The sequence below is a fragment of the Streptomyces kanamyceticus genome (genome assembly GCF_008704495.1).
GTDB classification, from domain to species: domain Bacteria; phylum Actinomycetota; class Actinomycetes; order Streptomycetales; family Streptomycetaceae; genus Streptomyces; species Streptomyces kanamyceticus.
Genome location: NZ_CP023699.1, coordinates 5,060,040 through 5,080,749, shown reverse-complemented (window position 1 = coordinate 5,080,749; position 20,710 = coordinate 5,060,040). Strand labels below are relative to the sequence as shown.

23 protein-coding genes are annotated in these 20,710 nt (G+C 69.0%); 11 read left to right on the top strand and 12 right to left on the bottom strand.

Annotation, left to right across the window (positions count from 1 at the left end):
* Positions 1–220 precede the first annotated feature (220 nt).
* A complete protein-coding gene (locus tag CP970_RS21520; protein ID WP_055551507.1) occupies positions 221–853 on the bottom strand; it encodes an HAD family hydrolase in 633 nt (210 codons plus the stop codon).
* Between the two features lie 76 nt (positions 854–929).
* On the opposite strand from CP970_RS21520, the gene CP970_RS21515 reads away from it, so the two are divergent.
* A complete protein-coding gene (locus CP970_RS21515) occupies positions 930–1,547 on the top strand; it encodes a hypothetical protein (protein ID WP_055551532.1) in 618 nt (205 codons plus the stop codon).
* 5 nt (positions 1,548–1,552) lie between these two features.
* Entirely contained in the window at positions 1,553–2,422 is an 870-nt protein-coding gene (locus CP970_RS21510) for a GNAT family N-acetyltransferase (RefSeq protein ID WP_150493729.1), read from the top strand.
* 88 nt (positions 2,423–2,510) lie between these two features.
* Here the strand turns inward: CP970_RS21510 and CP970_RS21505 are convergent, their stop codons facing one another.
* Together CP970_RS21505 and CP970_RS21500 are read right to left on the bottom strand one after the other, a co-directional pair.
* The gene (locus CP970_RS21505; protein WP_150493727.1) at positions 2,511–2,945 is read right to left on the bottom strand and encodes a GlcG/HbpS family heme-binding protein; all 435 of its coding nucleotides are present in this window, start codon (positions 2,943–2,945) and stop codon (positions 2,511–2,513) included.
* A gap of 60 nt (positions 2,946–3,005) precedes the next feature.
* Positions 3,006–4,217 carry an MFS transporter gene (locus tag CP970_RS21500; protein ID WP_150493725.1) on the bottom strand — a complete coding sequence of 404 codons (1,212 nt, stop codon included), beginning with the start codon at positions 4,215–4,217 and terminating at the stop codon, positions 3,006–3,008.
* Positions 4,218–4,365: 148 nt separating this feature from the next.
* On the opposite strand from CP970_RS21500, the gene CP970_RS21495 reads away from it, so the two are divergent.
* Both CP970_RS21495 and CP970_RS21490 read left to right on the top strand, forming a co-directional pair.
* Entirely contained in the window at positions 4,366–4,824 is a 459-nt protein-coding gene (locus tag CP970_RS21495) for a MarR family winged helix-turn-helix transcriptional regulator (protein WP_055549964.1), read from the top strand.
* Positions 4,825–4,867: 43 nt separating this feature from the next.
* Positions 4,868–5,320: a GNAT family N-acetyltransferase gene (locus tag CP970_RS21490; RefSeq protein ID WP_055549966.1), complete on the top strand. Its 453-nt coding sequence runs from the start codon at positions 4,868–4,870 to the stop codon at positions 5,318–5,320.
* Between the two features lie 62 nt (positions 5,321–5,382).
* Here CP970_RS21490 and CP970_RS21485 read toward each other — a convergent pair whose 3' ends face one another.
* The gene (locus CP970_RS21485; RefSeq protein WP_055549968.1) at positions 5,383–6,762 is read right to left on the bottom strand and encodes a serine hydrolase domain-containing protein; all 1,380 of its coding nucleotides are present in this window, start codon (positions 6,760–6,762) and stop codon (positions 5,383–5,385) included.
* A 9-nt stretch (positions 6,763–6,771) separates the two neighbouring features.
* Positions 6,772–7,260: a MerR family transcriptional regulator gene (locus CP970_RS21480; RefSeq protein WP_079043673.1), complete on the bottom strand. Its 489-nt coding sequence runs from the start codon at positions 7,258–7,260 to the stop codon at positions 6,772–6,774.
* 58 nt (positions 7,261–7,318) lie between these two features.
* On the opposite strand from CP970_RS21480, the gene CP970_RS21475 reads away from it, so the two are divergent.
* Together CP970_RS21475 and CP970_RS21470 are read left to right on the top strand one after the other, a co-directional pair.
* Entirely contained in the window at positions 7,319–8,272 is a 954-nt protein-coding gene (locus CP970_RS21475; protein ID WP_055549970.1) for an SDR family NAD(P)-dependent oxidoreductase, read from the top strand.
* 142 nt (positions 8,273–8,414) lie between these two features.
* Positions 8,415–8,978 carry a dihydrofolate reductase family protein gene (locus tag CP970_RS21470; RefSeq protein WP_055549972.1) on the top strand — a complete coding sequence of 188 codons (564 nt, stop codon included), beginning with the start codon at positions 8,415–8,417 and terminating at the stop codon, positions 8,976–8,978.
* Positions 8,979–8,993: 15 nt separating this feature from the next.
* On the opposite strand, the gene CP970_RS21465 is transcribed toward CP970_RS21470, so the two are convergent.
* A complete protein-coding gene (locus CP970_RS21465; RefSeq protein WP_055549973.1) occupies positions 8,994–10,289 on the bottom strand; it encodes an FAD-dependent monooxygenase in 1,296 nt (431 codons plus the stop codon).
* Between the two features lie 78 nt (positions 10,290–10,367).
* On the opposite strand from CP970_RS21465, the gene CP970_RS21460 reads away from it, so the two are divergent.
* Positions 10,368–10,931: a TetR/AcrR family transcriptional regulator C-terminal domain-containing protein gene (locus CP970_RS21460; protein WP_055549981.1), complete on the top strand. Its 564-nt coding sequence runs from the start codon at positions 10,368–10,370 to the stop codon at positions 10,929–10,931.
* 5 nt (positions 10,932–10,936) lie between these two features.
* On the opposite strand, the gene dnaB is transcribed toward CP970_RS21460, so the two are convergent.
* On the bottom strand, positions 10,937–12,415 hold the full coding sequence (gene dnaB, locus CP970_RS21455; RefSeq protein WP_055549975.1) for a replicative DNA helicase: 1,479 nt from the start codon (positions 12,413–12,415) through the stop codon (positions 10,937–10,939).
* A gap of 457 nt (positions 12,416–12,872) precedes the next feature.
* Here dnaB and CP970_RS21450 point away from each other — a divergent pair, with 457 nt between their 5' ends.
* Positions 12,873–14,210 carry an MATE family efflux transporter gene (locus CP970_RS21450; RefSeq protein WP_150493723.1) on the top strand — a complete coding sequence of 446 codons (1,338 nt, stop codon included), beginning with the start codon at positions 12,873–12,875 and terminating at the stop codon, positions 14,208–14,210.
* A gap of 154 nt (positions 14,211–14,364) precedes the next feature.
* Here CP970_RS21450 and rplI read toward each other — a convergent pair whose 3' ends face one another.
* The 4 genes from rplI to rpsF form a co-directional block, all read right to left on the bottom strand.
* Positions 14,365–14,811, bottom strand: a complete 447-nt coding sequence (rplI, locus tag CP970_RS21445; protein WP_150493721.1) for a 50S ribosomal protein L9 — start codon at positions 14,809–14,811, stop codon at positions 14,365–14,367.
* Positions 14,812–14,829: 18 nt separating this feature from the next.
* Entirely contained in the window at positions 14,830–15,066 is a 237-nt protein-coding gene (gene rpsR, locus CP970_RS21440; RefSeq protein ID WP_003949403.1) for a 30S ribosomal protein S18, read from the bottom strand.
* 72 nt (positions 15,067–15,138) lie between these two features.
* Positions 15,139–15,738 carry a single-stranded DNA-binding protein gene (locus CP970_RS21435; RefSeq protein WP_150493719.1) on the bottom strand — a complete coding sequence of 200 codons (600 nt, stop codon included), beginning with the start codon at positions 15,736–15,738 and terminating at the stop codon, positions 15,139–15,141.
* A gap of 78 nt (positions 15,739–15,816) precedes the next feature.
* Positions 15,817–16,107, bottom strand: coding sequence for a 30S ribosomal protein S6 (gene rpsF, locus CP970_RS21430; RefSeq protein ID WP_016644628.1), 291 nt, complete (start codon positions 16,105–16,107; stop codon positions 15,817–15,819).
* A 266-nt stretch (positions 16,108–16,373) separates the two neighbouring features.
* Between rpsF and CP970_RS21425 the strand changes: the two genes are divergently transcribed.
* The 3 genes from CP970_RS21425 to CP970_RS21415 all read left to right on the top strand — a co-directional run bounded on the left by CP970_RS21425 (position 16,374) and on the right by CP970_RS21415 (position 19,055).
* The gene (locus CP970_RS21425) at positions 16,374–16,688 is read left to right on the top strand and encodes a hypothetical protein (protein ID WP_055554241.1); all 315 of its coding nucleotides are present in this window, start codon (positions 16,374–16,376) and stop codon (positions 16,686–16,688) included.
* 147 nt (positions 16,689–16,835) lie between these two features.
* Entirely contained in the window at positions 16,836–17,957 is a 1,122-nt protein-coding gene (locus tag CP970_RS21420; protein WP_150493717.1) for a lipid II:glycine glycyltransferase FemX, read from the top strand.
* Positions 17,958–18,023: 66 nt separating this feature from the next.
* Positions 18,024–19,055: an alanine racemase gene (locus tag CP970_RS21415; RefSeq protein WP_150493715.1), complete on the top strand. Its 1,032-nt coding sequence runs from the start codon at positions 18,024–18,026 to the stop codon at positions 19,053–19,055.
* 151 nt (positions 19,056–19,206) lie between these two features.
* Here CP970_RS21415 and CP970_RS21410 read toward each other — a convergent pair whose 3' ends face one another.
* Positions 19,207–20,697, bottom strand: a complete 1,491-nt coding sequence (locus tag CP970_RS21410) for a glycosyltransferase family 87 protein (protein ID WP_107099048.1) — start codon at positions 20,695–20,697, stop codon at positions 19,207–19,209.
* Between the last annotated feature and the right edge of the window lie 13 nt (positions 20,698–20,710).

Here is a 20,710-nt window from a genome sequence, read left to right as displayed (position 1 = left end):
CAGCCTCCCATTCACCGTCGACGTGCCGACCGCATAACGAGAAGTACGGGTTCTGGATCTCTTCACCCCGTTAGGCTTCATTGACCTACGCGCGTACCCCCCAGGTGCGAAGAGGCGCACCAGGCACGGACCGGAGTCGACCATACCGGCAGCCGTCCGGCGCACAAGTCCCCCTTCCCTTCGCCCCGAATTCCACGCCCCTGCCCCTCAATTGCCTCAATTACCGGGCGGCCCGCACCAATTCGTACGCCTTACGGAGATCCCTCCCGACATAAGAGTGGGTGGCCAGGCTCACCAGCCGTTCATCCGCATTGACGGCGACGGAAACCGGCACCGCGCCGAACAACTCCAGGTCGGAAAGCGAGTCTCCGTACGCGACGCAGTCGCCGCGGCCCACCCCGAACTCTTCACAGAGCCGGTTCGCGATCTTCACCTTGGCCGCGGCGTCGAGGATGCCCGCCGGATTCACGGGCTCGGTGAACGGCACAGCGGGGAAGTGCGAGCCGTAGGCGGCGTGCGCGCCCCAGGCCAGGAGCCGCTCCACGAAGAAGGACGGCGACAGCGACACCACCGCGCAGTAGTCGCCGCCCTCGCGGATCTCGGCCCAGGTCTCCCGGATGCCCGACAGCCAGGGCGCCCCCTCGAAGGCTCCCGTCACATGCTCGTCCGTGAGCTCCGCCCAGAGCTCACGGACGCGGACCGCGTACTGCGGTGAATCGACGTGTCCCGCCACGAAATCGCGCTCCAGCGCGGCGATCTCCGTGTCCAGGCCCAGCTGTCGCGAGATCTCCACCGGAGCGGCGGTGCCGTGCAGCAGCGTCCCGTCCAGATCGAAGAGGTGAAGGCGTGCCATGTACGCCGAGGCTAGTACCCACGGTTACTCCCGCTGTCAGACGCCCCTGACCGCCCTGCTTGGCACCGTGTTTCACGTGAAACTAAGCCGCCCCGCTCGACGGGCCACCCTGGTTGTCCATGTAGTCGGCGCGGCCGGCTGGCTCGGGCTCACGCTCGGGCTACTGGCTCTCGCCCTGACCGCGATCACCACGCAGTCCCCCGCGGCCGTCGAGGCCGCCGTCCGCTCCATGAAGGTCTTCACGGACTGGCTGGTGATCCCGCTCGCCCTGATCACGCTGCTGAGCGGCCTGCCGCTGTCCCTGGGCACGCCGTGGGGGCTCGCCAAGCACCGCTGGGTCTACACGAAGTTCTGGCTGACCCTGGCCACCACCGCCGCCTCGGTCTTCGCACTGCGCCCGGGGGTCAACGAATCGGCCGCGACAGTAGCCGCGGGCGACCCGATCACCGACCCCTCCGGTCTCATCGCCGGGCCGATCGTCTCGCTGAGCGCCTACGTCTTCATGACGGTCATCTCCGTCCTCAAGCCCTGGGGGCTCACCCGCCGCGGTCGGAAGCAGCGTGACCAGAAGCAGCGCGGCCGGAAGCAACCTGGCCAGAAGCAGGGTGGCCAAAAGCAGCGTGGTTCAGCGGACAAGCAACGTGCTTCTGCCCACAAACGGCTGGACGCCGAGTACGTACGTCAGACAGCCTGACCCGGGTGTCGACACCTTCCCTCTCCGCACTGCCCATCCGCCGGCTCACCCCCCGTGATCTGACCTTCTGCGCCGACCTGTCCGAGGACCGTGGCTGGCCGCGCGAGGAACACAAATGGGGCCTGCTGCTCTCGGCCGGAACGGGCTACGGCATCGACGACCCCGACGGCAACGGCCTCATCGGCGCCTACGTAGTGACCCAGTACGGCCCGCACGAGCGCCCCGGCCTCGCGGCGATCGGCATGGTCCTCGTCGCCGAGCGCTACGCCCGCCGGGGCATCGGCCGCCGCCTGATGCAGTACGCCGTCGAGGAAGCGGTCACCGTCCCGCTGACGCTCCACGCGACGCCGTACGGCCGTCCCCTCTACGAACAGCTCGGCTTCAAGTCGATCGGCCGTGCCGAGATGGTCCGCGGCAGGTTCACTCCCGCGGGTCCGCCGCCCGGCATCGCCACGCGATCCGCCACCGCGGAGGACCTGACGGCCATCATCCGGCTCGACACCGAGGTCTTCGGCCACGACCGCACCCATGTGATCACCCGGCTGCCCGCCTTCACCGACCAGCTCCGGGTCGCGGAGGCCGACGGCGAGATCATCGGCTACGCGGGCGCCTGGCCGAACATGGAGACCCACGTGGTCGGCCCGCTCATCGCACGCGACACGGAGACCGCCAAGGCCCTCATCGCCTCGCTCGGCACCCGCACCGACCGGCCGCTGCGCACCGACATCGACGTACGGCACGAAGAGCTCCTGGCGTGGGTGAAGGAGAGCGGCCTGGAGTCCGTCGCCTTCAACGCCGTGATGACGTACGGAACTTCGGAGCTGCCCGGTGACTGGACCCGCCGCTTCGCACCGCTGACCGTGGCGGCCGGCTGACGGCATACCCACGCAGAAGGGCCCGCCCTCAAGTGCCATGATCCTTCCGGCACTTGGGGGCGGGCCCTTCTGTACGGTCGCTCCCGCGTTACGCGAGGGACTCCACAGCCGCCGTCGCGAAGCCGTGGTCCTGCTCCGGCGCACCGCCGCCGACGCCGATCGCACCGATCAGACGGCCGTCGCGGTGGACCGGCACGCCGCCCGCGATGAAGAGCAGGGGCCGGTCGAGGGCGGTGGGCAGGGTGTGGAAGAGGCCGCCGGGCTGGACCGCGTCGACGAGGTCGGCGGTCGGGGCGTTCAGCTGAAGGGCGGTGTACGCCTTGCGGGTGCTGGTCTCGCCGGAGATCAGCACGGCCCGGTCGTCGCGCCGGAAGGCGAGGAGGTGGCCGCCCGCGTCGAGGACGGTGACGCTGACGGTGACACCGGCGACCTCGGCGGCGCGGCGGGCCGCGCTGACGAGCTTCTCGGCGTCGTCGATGGTCAGCGGGGCGACGGCGGTGGCTGTGGTGACGGTGGTGCTCATGAGGGGTCTTCTCCTTGCGGGGTGGTGCTGGGATGTGGGGGGGGTGGTGAGGGTGGGGGGTCAGTGGTGGGCGGGGACCGCCTGCTCGACGGGCGCACCGCCGGTCACGACCACGCTCGGGGCCGTGACCGAGCGGCGCTCCAGCGCGGCCGAGAGGACGGCCAGGGCGAGGGCTGACGCGGCGAGGACGGCGCCCACCCAGTTCGGGGCGGTGTAGCCGAGGCCCGCGGCGATCACGATGCCGCCGAGCCAGGCCGAGAGGGCGTTGCCGAGGTTGAAGGCGCCGATGTTGACGGCGGAGGCGAGCGTGGGCGCTCCGGACGCCTGGTCGAGTACGCGCTTCTGGAGCGGCGGTACGGTCGCGAAGCCCAGGGCGCCGATCAGCGTGATGGTCACGGCAGCGGCGATCTTGTTGTGCGCGGTGAGCGTGAAGAGGGCCAGCACGACGGCCAGGGACCCCAGCGAGATGTAGAGCAGCGGCATCAGCGCACGGTCCGCGAACTTCCCTCCGATCAGGTTGCCGGAGACCATGCCGAGGCCGAAGAGGACGAGCAGCCAGGTCACGGACGAGTCCGCGTAACCCGCGACGTCCGTCATCATCGGCGCCAGGTAGGTGACGGCGGCGAAGACTCCGCCGAAGCCGAGGACGGTCATCGCCATCGCGAGGAGCACCTGCACGTTGCGGAAGGCGGCCAGTTCGTGGCGGAGCCGCACGCCTTCGGGCTTGGGCAGGTCGGGGACGAGCTTGGCGATGCCCGCGAGGCCGAGCACTCCGAGCCCCGCGACGATGGTGAAGGTCATCCGCCAGCCGAGCGTCTGACCGACCAGGGTGCCGAGCGGTACGCCGACCACATTGGCCACGGTCAGACCGGTGAACATCATGGCGATCGCTCCGGCCTTCTTCTCGGGGGCGACCAGTTCGGCCGCGACGACCGAGCCGATGCCGAAGAAGGCACCGTGGGCGAGGGAGGCGACGACGCGGCCCGCCAGCATCACGCCGAACACGGGAGCGACGGCGGAGAGCAGATTGCCCGCGATGAACAGGCCCATCAGCAGCATCAGCATCCGCTTGCGGGAGATCTTGGTGCCGAGGACGGTCATCAGCGGGGCGCCGAGGACGACACCCAGGGCGTAACCGGTCACGAGGAATCCGGCCGTGGGGATGGAGACGCCGAAGTCACCCGCGACCTCGGGGAGGAGCCCCATGATCACGAACTCGGTGGTGCCGATTCCAAAAGCCCCGATCGCGAGGGCCAGTAGCGCGAGAGGCATGGATCTACCTTCCAGACAGTTGCGGATGCGCTTAACGTGCGTCCACAATAGTTGCAGACGCTTGTTAATTGCAAGCGCGGGATATTGCATCTGTGGACTATCCTGGTGGCAGTCACTCCGGGACTCCGGGACGGAGGAAACAAGAGCCATGACAGCGACGGACCCCGCACTCACCGCCCTTGCTCAGGGCTGGTGCGCGCTCTCCCTGCTCCACGGGCAGATCGAGACCCACATCGAGCGCGCTCTCCAGGCCGGGCACGGCCTCAGCGTGCGCGAGTACTCCCTGCTCGACGTGCTCAGCCGCCAGCACGACGGGGAGGGCGGCCATCTGCAGATGAAGCAGGTCGCGGACGCCGTGGTGCTGAGCCAGAGCGCCACCACACGCCTGGTGACGCGGCTCGAGGACCGCGGGCTCCTGTCCCGCTATCTGTGCCCCACCGACCGCCGCGGCATCTACACGGACGTGAGCGAGGCGGGCGCCGCGCTGCTCGCCCAGGCGCGCCCCACCAATGACGCCGCCCTGCGCGAGGCGCTCGACGAGGCCGCACGGAACCCGGAGCTCGCCCCGCTGGTCAAGGCCGTCGAGACGCTGCGAGTGCCCGTCTGAGCCATCCCTGTCGCGCGGGCCGCGGCCCGCATAGGCTGCGGCCATGGGAGATCTTGAAATACGTCCTGCCGTGGTCGACGATCTGCCCGCCGTCGTGGGCATGCTCGCCGACGACCCCTTGGGCGCCGCGCGTGAGTCGCCGGACGACCTCGCCCCGTACGTCACGGCGTACGAGCGGCTGGCCGGCGACCCGAACCAGCATCTGGTCGTCGCCGTGCGCGAGGGCCGCGTCGTCGGCACGCTTCAGCTGACGATCGTTCCCGGACTCTCCCGCAAGGGCGCCACACGGTCGATCATCGAAGGCGTACGCGTGCACGCCGACGAGCGCGGCAGCGGGCTCGGCACACAGTTCATCGAATGGGCCGTCGAGGAATCCCGGCGCCAGGACTGCCAGTTGGTGCAGCTGACCTCCGACGCCTCGCGCACCGACGCCCACCGCTTCTACGAGCGGCTCGGCTTCACGGCGTCGCACGTGGGGTTCAAGCTCCAGCTCTGAAACCCTGCGCCGGACAAGGCGAGTAGTCCTGTTTCACGTGAAACAGGACTACTACTCAGCGCCTACGCGAAGCCGCGCCACCCCTGCGGGTCCACCCCGCCGGGAACCGGCGCCCCTTCGTCGTACGGCTTCCGGGTGAAGACGAACGACCCCAGGTCGAGGTGGCTCACCGAACCGTCCGGCCGCCGTACCGCCCGCAGCAGCTCCCCCGCGTAGTAGCCGTTCAGGCCCGTCCACGTGCCGTCGCCGTTGGAACGGAAACGCGCCTGGCGTCCCGCGCCGGTGAGCGGGCCGAGCTCGACCCCGCCGTCGGCCGCCAGTCGGAGCGCGAGCACCTGGGTCCCCCAGTACCAGGGGCCCGTCAACTCCAGCTCCTTCTCGTCGACTTCGGGAAGGGGCCGCCAGGGCTCGGGGATGCGCGGCTCCGCCTCGGCCACGATCTTCACCAGGTCGGCGGTCAAGGCCGCCACGAGCGGCCCGGAGGTGCAGTTGGCGAGCGCGACCGCGGCCACACCGTCCTCCTCGCTCACCCACAGACCGGCCAGGAAGCCCGGGAGCGAGCCCGTGTGCCCGGCCAGGCTGCGCCCCTCCCACCGCAGCAGGTCAAGCCCGAGTCCGTACGCCCTGCCCCAGTCCCCCGGCTGCGACGGCGCCGACGGCGTACGCATCTCCCGTACGGAATCGGCACTCAGCACCCGGTCGTCGCCCTTGACCAGGAAGGACGCGAAGCGCACCAGGTCGGCCGTGGTGGACCACAGCTGTCCTGCCGGAGCCATCAGGCCCAGGTCCTCCGCGGGTTCGGGCATCATCACGTCCGCCCAGGGATGCACGGCCCAACCACCCGCGTGCGGAGCCTGCGGCTGTGCGCTCGTGCGGTTCAGCCCCAGCGGCTCAAGTACCTCACGCCTCAGCACCTCTTCCCACGGGACACCCCGCAGGGCCGCCACCAGTGCCCCCAGCAACGTATAGCCGGGGTTGGAGTAGTGGTGCCGACGGCCGACGGGGTGCCTGAAGGGCTGCTCGCCCAAGACGTCGGCCAGCTCAGGACGCGTCGATCCAGGAGTGCGCTCCCACCACTCCCCAGGCGTCTCGGCCGCGAGGCCCCCGGTGTGCGCCAGGAGTTCGGCGATCGTCGCCTCCCCCGCTCCGCTGCCCGGCAGATGCTTCTCCAGGGGGTCGCCGAGGTCGAGCACGCCCTCGTCCCGCAGCCGCATCACCAGTACGGCGGTGAAGGGCTTGGTGATCGAACCGATGCGGTACTGGACGTTCTCGTCCGGCGCGTGACCGTCCACCATGCTGCGGCCGCCGCTCCACACCAACTCCCCGTCCCGGGCCACCGATGCGACGAGGGAGGGGGTCCGCCCCTGCGTCTGAGCGGTGGCGATGCGGTGCAGCAGGGCTCGGCGGGTGGCGGGGAGCAACTCTTCACGGGGTGTCGTCATGGGACCAGTTCACCTGGGAGACGGCGCCGCGTCGAGCGGATTCCCTGGTGACCAGACTCCCGCGGCCGTGCCTTCCCGTACGTGGTGTTCGTAGATGTCGACCTTGTTGTGGATGACGTCCAGGCAGGAGTTCAGGTCGTCGATCCTGGCGCGTACGTCCCTCTCGTGCTCCTGGAGCAGTGCGAGCCTGTCCTCCTCGTTGCCCGGCCCCGAACGCACCAGTGCGGCGAACCGCTTGACCGTGGCGATCGGCATCCCCGACGCGCGGAGCCGACCGCACAGCAGGAGCCAGTCCACATCCGTCTGTGCATAGATCCGCTGCCCGCCGCCCGAGCGGGGGATCTCCCGCAGGAAGAGCCCCTCGCGCTCGAAGAACCGCAGCGCGTGCACGCTCAGCCCGGTCGTCTCGGCGACCTTCCCGATGGGGAGACCGTCCGCAACGTCCGCGGGCAGCTCGCCCGACTCATCCGTGGGCAGCCCGCCCACATCCGTACTCATGCCACGACCGTAGCGCTCCCTTGACCTAGCGCACACTCTAGGTTTTAGCGTCCTGCACATGATCACGGAACAGCGGAAGATCGGCACGGGATTCGGCGCCCACAGCACCGCGGGCGACGTCCTCACCGGCCTCGACCTGACGGGCACCACCGCCGTGGTGACCGGCGGATACTCCGGCCTCGGCCTCGAAACGACCCGCGCCCTCGTCCGCGCGGGCGCGCACGTCATCGTCCCCGCGCGCCGTCCCGACACCGCCGAAGCCGCGCTGCGCGGCCTCTCCGGGACCGAGGTGGGCGCCCTCGACCTGGCGGACCCGGACAGCGTGCGCGTCTTCGCCGAACGCTTCCTGGAGAGCGGCCGCACCCTCGACGTCCTCATCAACGGCGCGGGCGTGATGGCCTGCCCCGAAACACGCGTCGGCCCGGGCTGGGAAGCGCACTTCGGGATCAACCACCTCGGGCACTTCGCGCTCGTCCACCACCTCCGCCCGGCCTTCGCCCCGCAGGGCGCGCGGGTGGTGGCCGTGGCCTCCTCCGGGCACTTCCTGTCCGACATCCGCTGGGACGACCCGCACCTGCGCACCGGCTACGACCGCTGGCTCGCCTACGCCCAGTCCAAGACCGCCAATGCCCTCTTCGCCCTGCACCTGGACCGCCTCGGCACCGACCTCGGCCTGCACGCCTTCGCCGTGCACCCCGGAAGCATCCTGACCCCGCTGCAGCGGCACATCCCCCGCGAGGAGTGGCTCGCGCACGGCTGGGTGACCCCGGACGGCGCGCCCGCCGACGGCTTCAAGTCCCCGGAACAGGGCGCGGCGACTGCCGTCTGGGCGGCGACCTCGCCCCTGCTCGACGGCCACGGAGGCGCCTACTGCCAGGACTGCGACATCGCCGAACCGGCCACCGGCGACGACATGCTCGCCGGCGGCGTCAAGCCCTGGGCCGTCGATCCCGAGGCGGCCACGCGGCTCTGGGACCTCTCGTGCGAACTCACCGGACTCAGCGCGTTCTGAGCCCGGCCGCATCAGTACGGACGGGATCAGGTTCGCCACCTGTAGGGCCTCGCCTTCGCCACCTGTAGGGCCCCGCCGCCGATGAGATTCCCGCACCGCGCCGGTCTGTACGCGTGAGACCGACTCACGGGAGGCTGGCGCCATGCGGAAACTGATCTACGGCATGAACCTGACCCTGGACGGCTACATCGCCGCGCCCGGCGACGACATCGGCTGGAGCGTGCCGAGCGACGAGCTGTTCCAGTTCTGGTCCGACCAGTTGCAGGCGACCGACCTGTCGCTGTACGGACGCAAGCTGTGGCAGACGATGAGCTCCTACTGGCCGACCGGCGACCAGCGGCCGGGCGCCACCCCGGCGGAGATCGAGTTCGCGCGCCGCTGGCGGGACATGTCGAAGGTGGTGTTCTCCTCGACGGTCGACAAGGTCGACTGGAACACCCGCCTGGTCACCGGCGACGCGGTCGCCGAGATCACCCGGCTCAAGGCCGAGGACGGCGGCCCGATGGACATCGCCGGCGCGACGCTCGCCGGGGCGGCCATGCGGGCCGGGCTGATCGACGAGTACGTGCTGGCCACCGCGCCGGTCCTGGCGGGCGGCGGCACGCCGTTCTTCACCTCGCTGGACAGCTGGGTGAACCTGAACCTGGTGGAGACGCGGGCGTTTCCCGACGGCGTGCTCCTGACCAGGTACGAGACGAGGCGCTGAGCGCCCGTCCGGGAGTCACCCCTCCTCAACCGGAGGCTTCGGCTCGACTCCGTCGCGGCAGGCGGGGTAGTCGGGGCAGGCGGGGTAGTCGGGGAGCCGCCAGTCGCCACCGCGGTCCTCCTTCGCGAAGCGTGCGGTGAGGTCGGGAACGCGCAGGCGGCAAGCCAGGGCCGTGGCGGCCTGGAAGGCGCTGATCGCGTGCCTGTTCATGGGCATGCCGACGCGTAGCAGGCGAGGGTTCACCTCGGCCTGGATTTCGTTGATGAAGGGCCGCAGCACGCTGTCGTAGTTCGCCAGAGCCGTGGGCAGGTCGTCCGCGTGCCGGTTGATTTCGCCGGCCAGGACGTAGGCACCGACGAGGCCGCCGGAGATGCCCATGCCGCTGTAGGGGGAGGCGCAGTGTGCGGCGTCACCAGCCAGGACCACCCGGCCCTGGGACCAGGTGTCGGTGCGTACTTGAAGGATCTCCTGGGAGTAGAAGAACGGGCTCGTCTCCATGCCCGCGATGAACCACTCGGTCTGCCAGCCCGCGTCGCGGAAACGGCTGGCCCAGAATCCCTGCTGCTGTTCGATGGGCGCGCGGTGGATCGCGGAGGCTTCCGCCGACTCCTCCCGCATCACGAAGTAGACCTGGGTCTCGGTCGTGTTGTGGCTGCGCCGCATGATCTGGCGGCCGCCCGGGACCATGTAGGTGTCGCGGATGTTGCTGTCGGAGGCGGTGCGTGGGACGAACCAGTAGGCCATGTGGATGCCGACGCGCCAGTACGGGGCGAAGCCCTCCGGGAGGAGCGCCCGGCGGATGCGTGAGCCCTGGCCGTCGGCGCCGATCAGCACGTCGTACTCACCGGACGTGCCGTCGGAGAAGTGGGCGGTGACCTGGTGGTCGCCCTGGTCGAAGCCGTCGACGCTCTTGCCGAAGACGTACTCGGTGTCGTGTTCGGTCGCGTCGTGGAGGATGCGGACGAGGTCGCCGCGCATGATCTCGTACTCCGAGGTGAGGCTCTGGCGGCCCTTGCCGGAGGTGTTGGCCATGATCGTCGCCTTCGGCTTCCCGCGGGAGTCGACGAAGGCGACGCCTGCCTCGTCCACGAGTCGGCTGCGGACGGTGTCGAGCAGCCCCATCCGTTTGACCGCTTCGATGCCTTGTCCGCGCAGGTCGACCTGTGCCCCCGAGGCGCGCAGCGCCGGAGAACGTTCGACGACCGTCACCTGGTGGCCGCCGCGGGCGAGCCAGAAGGCCAGCGCCTGCCCGGTGACGCCGCCACCGGCGACGAGAACCCTCAGGGAGTGCTTCGTGATCTTGTGTGTCATGCCGACACTCCAAAATCTATCGGTGATTGATTTCTTTTCAGAATCTTCTATCACCGATAGATTGTCAACGTGACCAAGATGAACCGTGCGACCGTCGTCACTGAAGCGTTGGACCTGCTCGACGAGGTGGGTTTGGAGAACGTCAGCACGAGACGGCTGGCACAGCGGCTCGGCGTCGAGCAGCCCTCGCTCTACTACCACTTCCGGACCAAGAAGGACCTGCTCGCGGCCATGGCGCAAGCGGCCATGGCCCCCCACGCCGACGCACCCCTCCCCGCGCCCGAGGACGACTGGCGCGAGTGGTTCCTGGAGAACACGCGCAGCTTCCGGCGCACGCTGCTACTGCGCCGCGACGGCGCCCGCCTGCATGCCGGCAGCACCCCGACCGGCGACCTCGACCGGATCCGCCGCAAGATGGCCTTCCTCATCACCTCCGGCGTGCCCGAGCGAGACGCGCAGATGGCCATGCTGGCCGCCAGCCGCTACACGGTCGGCAGCGTCCTGGAAGAGCAGGCCGACGCAGGCCCCGGTGACGCCGCGGAGCCGGCGACCGACGTGCCGGAGATCGATGACGAATCGGCGTTCGAGGCGGGCCTCGCCCTCATCCTGAGCGGCCTGGTACAGCGCACCGAAGCGGGCTGATCGGATCAGGTCTGCGCCATGTCCACGAAGCGCGAGTAGTGGCCCTGGAAGGCGACCGTGATCGTCGCCGTCGGGCCGTTACGGTGCTTGCCGACGATGATGTCGGCCTCGCCCGCGCGCGGTGACTCCTTCTCGTACGCGTCCTCGCGGTGCAGCAGGATCACCATGTCCGCGTCCTGCTCGATCGAGCCGGATTCACGCAGGTCGGACACCATCGGCTTCTTGTCCGTACGCTGCTCGGGGCCACGGTTCAGCTGCGAGAGCGCGATCACCGGCAGCTCGAGCTCCTTGGCGAGGAGCTTCAGGTTTCGCGACATGTCCGAGACTTCCTGCTGGCGGCTCTCGGACCGCTTGGAACCGCCGGACTGCATCAGCTGCAGGTAGTCGATGACGACGAGCTTGAGGTCGTTGCGCTGCTTGAGGCGGCGGCACTTGGCGCGGATCTCCATCATCGACAGGTTCGGGGAGTCGTCGATGTAGAGCGGCGCGGCCGAGACGTCCGGCATCCGGCGGGCGAGCCGGGTCCAGTCCTCGTCCGTCATCGTGCCGGAACGCATGTGGTGCAGCGCCACGCGGGCCTCGGCGGACAGCAGACGCATCGCGATCTCGTTGCGCCCCATTTCGAGCGAGAAGATCACGCTCGGCATGTTGTGCTTGATCGAACAGGCTCGCGCGAAGTCGAGGGCCAGCGTCGACTTACCCATCGCGGGACGGGCGGCGATGATGATCATCTGGCCCGGGTGCAGGCCGTTGGTGAGCTGGTCGAGGTCGGTGAAGCCGGTCGGCACACCGGTCATCTCACCGGAGCGCGAGCCGATCGCCTCGATCTCGTCGAGCGCGCCCTCCATGATGTCGCCGAGCGGCAGATAGTCCTCGGTGGTGCGCTGCTCGGTGACCGCGTAGATCTCGGCCTGGGCGCTGTTGACGATCTCGTCGACGTCGCCGTCGGCCGCGTATCCCATCTGGGTGATGCGCGTGCCTGCCTCGACGAGGCGGCGCAGGACCGCGCGCTCGTGGACGATCTCCGCGTAGTACTCGGCGTTCGCCGCGGTCGGGACCGTCTGGACCAGGGTGTGCAGATACGATGCGCCGCCGACCTTGGTGATCTCGCCGCGCTTGGTGAGTTCGGCCGCGACGGTGATCGGGTCGGCCGGCTCGCCCTTCGCGTACAGGTCGAGGATCGCCGAGTAGACGGTCTCGTGCGCGGGCCGGTAGAAGTCGTGGCCCTTGAGGACCTCGACGACATCGGCGATCGCGTCCTTGGAGAGCAGCATGCCGCCGAGCACCGACTGCTCGGCATCGAGATCCTGCGGGGGAACGCGCTCGAAGGACGAGCCGCCGCCGTCCCAGCCGCCTTCGCGGCCTCGCTCGTGCTGCTCGTCGCGGCCGCCCCGGCCTCCGTCGCGGCGCGGTCGGGAGACGGGCAGACGGTCACTGGGACCGCTGTCGGCCCAGGGGTCGTCCAAAGGCTCGGAGATACTCACCGGGCCACCTCCTCCCGTCCGCCGAGCGGACCTCGCCATGCCTCTTCCTACGGCACGACACTGACAAATAAGGGGGCCCAACTCCGGTTCTGACGCGTCGGTTTTACGGGGTTTCCGAGGTCGAAAGACGAGGCGGGCGCCGGACCACGGTAGGCCCGTGGGCACCGTCAGCCAATCTGGTTATCCACAGGCGGTGTGGATGACGGGCCCGATGCTGTGGAGAACCCCGCCAAACCTGTGCACGGCCCGGTGGACAGCCCTGTGAACAAGCCCTCAGCCAACTCAGAAAAGCCTCTCTGACCTGCGACTTTCCCATCCACCGGCTGTGCAGAAGAAAAACTTCTCCACTCTGACCAAGATCACGACAAACGGCGCGCGAAGGAGCGCCCGACGAGCACCCACGTAAGGGTCTAAAGAACATTGCATCTCTTACCTGTGGAAGATTAGATTGGTGCCCATGACACAGGCTCCCGCAGCGCCCAAGGCCGTCCGGCGAAGACACGACCGAGAGATCATCGCCCTCGCCGTCCCCGCCTTCGGCGCGCTGGTCGCCGAGCCGCTCTTCGTGATGGCCGACAGCGCCATCGTCGGCCACCTCGGCACCGCGCAACTGGCCGGTCTCGGCATCGCCGCGGCACTCCTCACCACCGCGGTGAGCGTGTTCGTCTTCCTCGCGTACGCCACCACCGCCGCTGTCGCCCGCCGGGTGGGCGCCGGCGATCTCCAGGCCGCCATCCGCCAGGGCATGGACGGCATCTGGCTCGCCCTGCTGCTCGGCGCCGCGGTCATCGCCGTCGTCCTGCCCACGGCACCCGCCCTCGTCGACCTCTTCGGCGCCTCGGACACCGCGGCTCCTTACGCGATCACGTACCTGCGCATCTCCGCACTCGGCATCCCCGCCATGCTCGTCGTACTCGCCGCCACCGGCGTACTGCGCGGACTGCAGGACACCAAGACCCCGCTGTACGTCGCCATCGGCGGCTTCGTCACCAACGGTGTCCTCAATGTCGGCCTGGTCTACGGCGCGGACCTGGGCATCGCCGGATCCGCCTGGGGCACGGTCATCGCCCAGTTCGGCATGGCCGCCGTCTACCTCGTCGTCGTCGTACGCGGTGCCAGGCGGCACGGCGCCTCGCTGCGTCCCGACGCCGCCGGGATCCGGGCCTGCGCCCAGGCCGGGGTACCGCTGCTGGTCCGCACGCTCTCGCTGCGGGCCATCTTGATGATCGCGACCGCCGTGGCCGCCCGTCTCGGTGACGCCGACGTGGCCGCCCACCAGATCGTTCTGTCCCTGTGGAGTTTGCTGGCCTTCGCGCTCGACGCGATCGCCATCGCCGGGCAGGCCATCATCGGACGCTACCTGGGCGCCGACGACGCGGACGGCGCGCGCGCCGTCTGTCGGCGGATGGTGCAGTGGGGCATCGCATCCGGCGTCGTCCTCGGCCTGCTGGTCGTGCTCGCGCGCCCCTTGTTCATCCCGCTCTTCACCGGTGACGCGGCCGTCGAGGACGCGGCACTGCCCGCTCTCATCGTGATCGCCCTCGCCCAGCCGATCTGCGGCATCGTCTTCGTGCTCGACGGCGTCCTGATGGGCGCCGGGGACGGCCCGTATCTGGCCTGGGCCATGATCGCCACGCTCGCGGTCTTCACGCCCGTGGCACTCCTGGTGCCGACCTTCGGCGGCGGCCTGACCGCACTGTGGGGAGCGATGACGCTGATGATGGCGGTGCGGATGCTCACCCTGTGGCTGCGCTCCCGCTCCGGCCGCTGGATCGTCACGGGCGCCACCCGCTGAATGCGCCGACCGTTCCACGTGAACCCTGCGCTGTTTCACATGAACCCCTGCGCTGTTTCACGTGAAACAGCGCCAGAAGATCCGTGAAACACGTTGGGCCGCACCCCGAGGGGTGCGGCCCAACGCTGTGCTTCAACTCTGCCAAGCGCAGTGCTTAGGCGGAGACGACCTCGACGTTGACCTTGGCGGCAACCTCGGGGTGCAGACGCACGGACGTCGCGTGGGCGCCCAGCGTCTTGATCGGCGCGCCCAGCTCGACACGGCGCTTGTCGATCTTCGGGCCACCGGCAGCCACGATCGCCGAAGCGACGTCGGCCGGGGTGACGGAACCGAAGAGACGACCGGCGTCGCCGGAGCGGACGGCCAGGCGGACCTTGACGGCCTCGAGCTGGGCCTTGATCTCGTTGGCCTGCTCGATCGTCGCGATCTCGTGGATCTTGCGAGCACGACGGATCTGCGCGACGTCCTTCTCGCCACCCTTGGTCCAGCGGATCGCGAAGTTCCGCGGGATCAGGTAGTTGCGGGCGTAGCCGTCCTTGACGTCTACGACCTCGCCGGCGGCACCGAGGCCGGAGACCTCGTGGGTGAGGATGATCTTCATTATTCGGTCACCCTTCCCTTATCGCGCGGTGGACGTGTAGGGCAGCAGCGCCATCTCACGGCTGTTCTTCACGGCCGTGGCGACGTCACGCTGGTGCTGCGTGCAGTTGCCGGTCACGCGGCGGGCACGGATCTTGCCGCGGTCGGAAATGAACTTCCGCAGCATGTTCGTGTCCTTGTAGTCCACGTACGTGACCTTGTCCTTGCAGAAAGCGCAGACCTTCTTCTTAGGCTTGCGCACAGGCGGCTTCGCCATGGTGTTTCTCCTGTGTGATCAAGAAGTGTGGGTACGGCCCACCCTCGGCCCGGGGGCCAAAAGCCCTGAGGCTTAGAAGGGGGGCTCGTCCGAGTAGCCGCCACCGGAGCCGCCGGAGCTTCCGCCCCAGCCGCCACCGCCGCCGCCCTGCTGCTGGCCGCCGCCGGCCGGCGCACCGGTCGCCCAGGGGTCGTCGGCGGGAGCACCGCCACCGCCACCCTGCTGCTGACCGCCACCGGAGCCACCGCTCCAGCCGCCGCCCTGCTGGCCGCCGCCACCGCCGCCGTAACCGCCCTGGCCGCCTCGACCGGTGGTCTTGGTGACCTTGGCCGTGGCGTTCTTCAGGCTGGCGCCGACTTCCTCGACGTCCAGCTCGTAGACCGTGCGCTTGATGCCCTCACGGTCCTCGTAGGACCGCTGCTTCAGGCGGCCCTGCACGACGACGCGCATGCCTCGCTGAAGCGACTCCGCGACGTTCTCCGCCGCCTGACGCCAGACCGAGCAGGTCAGGAACAGGCCTTCGCCGTCCTTCCACTCATTGGTCTGCTTGTCGAAGATGCGGGGAGTGGACGCGACACGGAACTTCGCGACCGCCGCACCGGAGGGGGTGAAGCGCAGCTCGGGGTCGTCGACAAGATTGCCGACGACCGTGATGACGGTCTCGCCTGCCATGGGGGAACCTCTCGGCGGGTTTGCTGCTGGCTGCTTGTTGCTGCTACTCGATTCCCGGGTGCTACTGAGCTAGAGAGCTCAGTGCATCTCGGGACGGAGGACCTTGGTCCGGAGGACCGACTCGTTCAGGTTCATCTGTCGGTCGAGCTCCTTGACGACCGCAGGCTCGGCCTGCAGGTCGATGACCGAGTAGATGCCCTCGGGCTTCTTCTTGATCTCGTAGGACAGACGACGACGGCCCCAGGTGTCGACCTTCTCGACCTTTCCGTTGCCCTCACGGACGACGGAGAGGAAGTTCTCGATCAGCGGGGAGACAGCGCGCTCCTCGAGATCGGGGTCGAGGATGACCATCACTTCGTAGTGACGCATGTGGAACCCACCTCCTTTGGACTCAGCGGCCACGGTCGTTCCGTGGCAGGAGGGTCGTGATGCGTACGCAACGGTATCGGCCGCCACTGACAATCGGCTCCCGCGAGCGGGGGCGCTTGCTGTGGTCTGGGCAGACACCGGTGCAGAGGGTACAGAGTACCCGCACCTGTGCTTCCGGTTGAAATCCGCCGCCGGACGGGCAGAATCTGTACACATCGGGTGTCTATGGCGCTACGATGCGCCGCCTTACGCAGGAGGTGCCTCACATGGCACAGGCAATGCGACCGAACACCGCCATCTCTCTCTTCGCCACCGACGGCAAGGCCCACCCTTTCCAGGACGCGCTGGTCGGCGTGACCCTGGTGCTCGGGGCGATCGCCTTCGTGACGGCGATGTTCCACAACCTCCATCTGCTCAGTTCGTGGGCGGGTCTGGTCGGGATCGCCACGGGCGCGTACGGCCAGTTCATCTCCGTGACGACCCGTGAGCGCTTCGGGCTGATCCTGGGGCTCGGCGCATCGGCGGTCGGCTTCTTCCTCGGCATGGCGCACGGCGGACTCTTCGGCGGAGTCGTCGGCTGAGGGACTCCCGGTACCCCGGTCGCACAACCAGCCGGGGGCCAAGGTCCCGTACGCCCAGACGGGTCGCTCGCAGGGCGCAGTAGGCTTCGCGCGAGAGCCGGAGCCCCTGTACCCATGGGGACACACCAGCCCGAGGAGCGCCCCGATATGAGTCTGACCCTGAGGACCATCAGTCGCGAGCAGCATCTGGCATATATCCAGACGCTGCCGTCGGCGAGTCATTGCCAGGTCCCCGCATGGGCTGACGTGAAGAGCGAATGGCGCTCGGAGAACCTGGGTTGGTTCGACGACAGGACCGGTCAGCTGGTCGGTGCGGGCCTGGTGCTCTACCGGCAACTGCCCAAGCTGAAGCGGTATCTCGCGTACCTCCCCGAGGGTCCGGTCATCAACTGGTACGCCCCGAACCTGGACGAGTGGCTGCAGCCGATGCTGGCGCACCTCAAGCAGCAGGGCGCGTTCTCCGTGAAGATGGGGCCGCCCGTCGTGATCCGCCGCTGGGACGCTCCGGCGATCAAGGCAGGCATCCAGAACCCCGACGTGAAGCGGCTGCGCGACACCGAGGCGACGCACATCGAGCCGCGCGCCTTCGAGGTAGCGGACCGGCTGCGCCGCATGGGCTGGCAGCAGGGCGAGGACGGCGGCGCCGGCTTCGGTGACGTCCAGCCCCGCTACGTCTTCCAGGTCCCGCTGGCCAACCGCTCTCTCGACGAGGTCCAGAAGGGCTTCAACCAGCTGTGGCGGCGCAACATCAAGAAGGCCGAGAAGGCCGGTGTCGAGGTCGTCCAGGGCGGTTACCAGGACCTCGCCGAGTGGCAGCGCCTGTACGAGATCACCGCCGTGCGCGACAAGTTCCGCCCGCGGCCGCTCGCCTACTTCGAGCAGATGTGGCGGGCCCTCAACTCCGAGGACCCCAACCGCATGCGGCTGTACTTCGCGCGGCACAACGGCGTGAACCTGTCGGCAGCGACCATGCTCGTCGTCGGCGGCCACGTCTGGTATTCCTACGGGGCCTCGGACAACATCGGGCGCGAGGTCAGGCCCTCGAACGCGATGCAGTGGCGGATGCTCCGCGACGCGTACGCGATGGGTGCCACCGTCTATGACCTGCGCGGCATCTCCGACTCCCTCGACGAGACCGACCACCTCTTCGGTCTGATCCAGTTCAAGGTCGGCACCGGCGGCGAGGCCGCCGAGTACATCGGCGAGTGGGACTTCCCGCTCAACAAGCTGCTGCACAAGGCGCTCGACATCTACATGTCGCGCCGCTGATCCCGCACAATTTCGTTCCATAACTCTGATACACCGCAGACACGAGAAAGGTTCCGGGATCCAGCCATGGCGCTCACGCTCTATGTCGACACCGCGCGCTGGCGGGCACACCAGAAGCACATGCTGGAGCAGTTCCCGGGCATCGTCCCGGTCTGCAAGGGCAACGGCTACGGCTTCGGTCATGAGCGCCTGGCCGAGGAAGCCACGCGCTTCGGCTCCGACGTCCTCGCCGTGGGCACCACGTACGAAGCCGCCAGGATCAAGGACTGGTTCAGCGGCGACCTGCTGGTCCTGACCCCGTTCCGACGGGGCGAGGAGCCCGTGCCGCTGCCCGACCGCGTCATCCGCTCCGTGTCGTCGCTGGACGGCGTACACGGCCTCGTGGGCGCCCGCGTCGTCATCGAGGTCATGTCCTCGATGAAGCGCCACGGCATCACCGAGCAGGAGCTCCCGCAGCTGCACGCCGCCATCGAGGACGTACGCCTCGAAGGCTTCGCGATCCACCTGCCGCTGGACCGCACCGACGGCTCGGACGCCGTCGAGGAGGTCATCGGCTGGATGGACCGGCTGCGCGCGGCGCGGCTGCCGCTGCACACGATGTTCGTCAGCCACCTCAAGGCCGGTGAACTCGCCAGGCTGCAGCAGCAGTTCCCGCAGACCCGGTTCCGCGCGCGCATCGGCACGAAACTCTGGCTCGGCGACCACGAGGCCACCGAGTACCGCGGCGCCGTCCTCGACGTCACCGCCGTCGCGAAGGGCGACCGCTTCGGCTACCGCCAGCAGAAGGTCGCGTCCGACGGCTGGCTGGTCGTGGTCGCGGGCGGCACCTCGCACGGTGTCGGCCTGGAGGCCCCGAAGGCCCTGCACGGCATGATGCCGCGGGCCAAGGGCGTGGCCCGCGCGGGCCTCGCCACGGTCAACCGCAACCTCTCGCCGTTCGTCTGGGGAGGCAAGCAGCGCTGGTTCGCGGAGCCCCCGCACATGCAGGTCTCCATCCTCTTCGTGCCCTCCGACGCACCGGAGCCGAAGGTCGGCGAGGAGCTGGTGGCCCATCTGCGGCACACCACCACGCAGTTCGACCGGATCCTCGACCGCTGAGACCGAGTTCAGTACGTCGAAGGCCGGGCACGACGCGCGTCGTGCCCGGCCTTCGACGTATCAGGCGCCTGTTCGCTCCACCGGAACCCTGTTCGCTCTTGGCGAACAGCCCAGGAGGAGCGGGTCAGGAGAAGCGGCTCAGGAGAATGGCTCAGCGAGGCAGTTCGGTCGCCGATCCCCACCGCACCGGAGGCGCCCCGGTCGACTGCGCCACGGGCGGCGTCCTGTAGGGCGCGGGCCCCAGGACGAAGCGGTCCTCCGCGCCGTCCAGAACGCCCCCCGAGGGATCGTCGTCCCCGGCCTGCCGCACCACGTCCCGCTCCGGCATGAGGACGTCCCGTACGACCACGGCGCACAGGTACAGCGTGCCCAGCAGGTGGACGACGATGACCAGTTGGTAGCCCTCGGTCGGCAGTCCCTTGTGGGCGTCGCCGCTCGTCGTGTACGCCAAGTACAGCCAGATCCCGAGGAAGTACGCGACCTCGCACGCCTGCCAGATCAGGAAGTCGCGCCAGCGCGGCCTGGCCAGCGCGGCGAGCGGGATCAGCCACAGGACGTACTGCGGCGAGTAGACCTTGTTGGTGAGGACGAAGGCGGCGACCACCAGGAAGGCGAGCTGGGCGAAGCGCGGGCGGCGCGGCGCGGTGAGGCCGAGCGCTCCTATGCCCAGGCAGGCGAGGAGCATCAGGGCCACCGCCAGGGTGTTGACCGTGTCGGTGGTCAGCGGTGAGTCCATGCGCTGGGAGAGGATCAGCCAGAAGGAGCCGAAGTCGACACTGCGCTCCCGGCTGAACGAGTAGAACTTCGACCAGCCGTCGCTCGCGAGCAGTATCACCGGCAGATTGACGACCAGCCAGGTACCGGCCGTGCCGAGCAGCGCGGTGCCGAGCTCCCGCCAGCGGCCCGCGCGCCAGCACAGGATCAGCAGGGGTCCGAGCAGCAGGACGGGATAGAGCTTGGCGGCCGTCGCGAGCCCCAGCAGCACGCCGAAGGCCAGTGTCCGCGAGCGCGACCACATCAGCATCGCCGCGGCGGTGAGGGCGACGGCGAGCAGGTCCCAGTTGATGGTGGCCGTCAGCGCGAGGGCCGGGGCCAGGGCGACCAGCAGGCCGTCCCAGGGGCGGCGCCGGTGGGTGCGCGTGACGCAGACGGCGACGACCGCGGTGCAGGCCATCAGTATCCCGGCGTTGACCATCCAGTAGATCTTTTCCTGATGCTGGATGGAGCCGCTGCCGGGCGTCACCCAGGACGCCATCTCCATGAACATCCCGGTCAGGACCGGGTATTCGAGGTACTCCATGTCGCCGGGCAGCTTGTCGAAGTACGGAATGAGGCCGTCGGCGAAACCGCGCCCCTGGTAGAGGTGCGGGATGTCGGAGTAGCACGCGTGCGTGTACTGCGAACTCGCCCCGAAGAACCACGCGCCGTTGTAGCACGGCATCTTCTGGACCATCCCGAGAGCGAACATCCCGATCGCGACGAGCGTGATGACGCGTACGGGGGTCCACCAGGTCGCCGCGTACAGCACTCTGCGCCCGATGGGACCGCCGATCAGCTCGCTGCCGGCCGCGGCGACCTCGTCCTCCTTCGTGGGCCGTACCGGCTCCGGCTCCTCCGCGCCCACGGGCTCGTACGAGCTCATGGGCGATGACTCT